Origin of the sequence: Streptomyces sp. NK15101 (assembly GCF_020400725.1) — a bacterium.
Taxonomy (GTDB): domain Bacteria; phylum Actinomycetota; class Actinomycetes; order Streptomycetales; family Streptomycetaceae; genus Streptomyces.
In genome coordinates, this window is the sequence record NZ_JAINVG010000196.1 from 1 (window position 1) to 1,292 (window position 1,292).

A 1,292-nucleotide genomic window follows, 5' to 3' on the forward strand; every position below is an offset into this window, starting at 1 on the left:
CACTTCGGCTGATCCGACACCTGCCGCACCGGCAGCGGCCAGCACGTCGCTGCCGGTGCGGCAGGGGACCGCCCCTGCCACTCACCCACTCGACGCAAAGGATCAGCCATGTCCTCGCGGGTCATCCGCACCGGCCTCCTGGCCGCCCTCACCACCCTCGGCGCCCTCACCCTCACCGCGGCCCCCCAGGCTTCCGCGGCCGGCACCGGGACGGTCACGACCCGCGCCGTCACCTACCAGGGCCACACCTTCCGCATCCCCTCCGACTGGGCCGTCGTCGACCTGTCGGCCGATCCCACCGCCTGCGTACGCTTCGACCGCCACGTGCTCTACCTCGGAACCCCCGGCACCGAGCAGAGCTGCCCCTCCGGGATCACCGGCAAGACCGACGCACTGCTCGCCCAGCCCGCCCGCAACAGCGCGGACCGGCAGGGGACCGAGCAGGCCCCACTGGACCGCGAGGTGCGCGTCGCGGCGGACACCCTCACCGTCACCGCGACCTACGCCACCGACCCCGCCGCGGTCAACGGCATCCTCGCCGACGCGGGCCTGCCCACCCAGCCCCGCCCGGTCACCATGACCGCCCAGACGCTGACCGCCGCCGCGACGGTCCCGGCATCCGCCACCAACTACACGGGCAAGGGCTTCGACGCCTGCGCCGCGCCCAGCTCCTCCACCATGACAGCGTGGAAGAACTCCTCCCCCTACGGTGCCATCGGCATCTACGTGGGCGGCTCCGAACGCGGCTGCGCCCAGCCGAACCTCACCGCCTCCTGGGTCTCCCAGCAAGCGAGCGCGGGCTGGAAGTTCCTTCCGCTCTACGTCGGCGTCCAGGCCTCCGGCATCACCTCTCCCGCCTCCCAGGGAACCGCGGCAGCGGACGACGCCGTGAGCGACGTCTCGGCGCTCGGCTTCGGCACGGGCAGCCTCGTCTACTACGACATGGAGAGCTACTCCTCCACCCACAGCGCCGACGTCCTGGCCTTCCTCGCCGCCTGGACCCAGCGCCTGCACGAGCTGGGCTACAAGTCCGGCGTCTACAGCAGCTCCACCTCCGGCGTGGCCGACCTGGCCGGGACGAGCAGCAGCTACCCCCGTCCGGACGTGATCTTCAACGCCAACTGGAACGGCGTCGCGAACACCGATGACGCCGTCCTTCCCGCCAACCTGTGGGCCGACCACCAGCGGGTGCACCAGTACTCGGGCGATGTGACGGAGACCTGGGGCGGTGTGCAGATCAACATCGACCGCGACTACCTCGACGTCTCGCTCGGCTCCAACGCCACCAAGGG

General features: G+C 71.4%; 1 protein-coding gene. It reads left to right on the forward strand.

What is annotated here, in order from left to right; translation table 11 throughout:
- Window positions 1-108: 108 nt before the first annotated feature.
- The coding region (locus tag K7G60_RS38550; RefSeq protein WP_225805621.1) for a glycoside hydrolase domain-containing protein at window positions 109-1,292 on the forward strand (1,184 nt) is incomplete at its 3' end.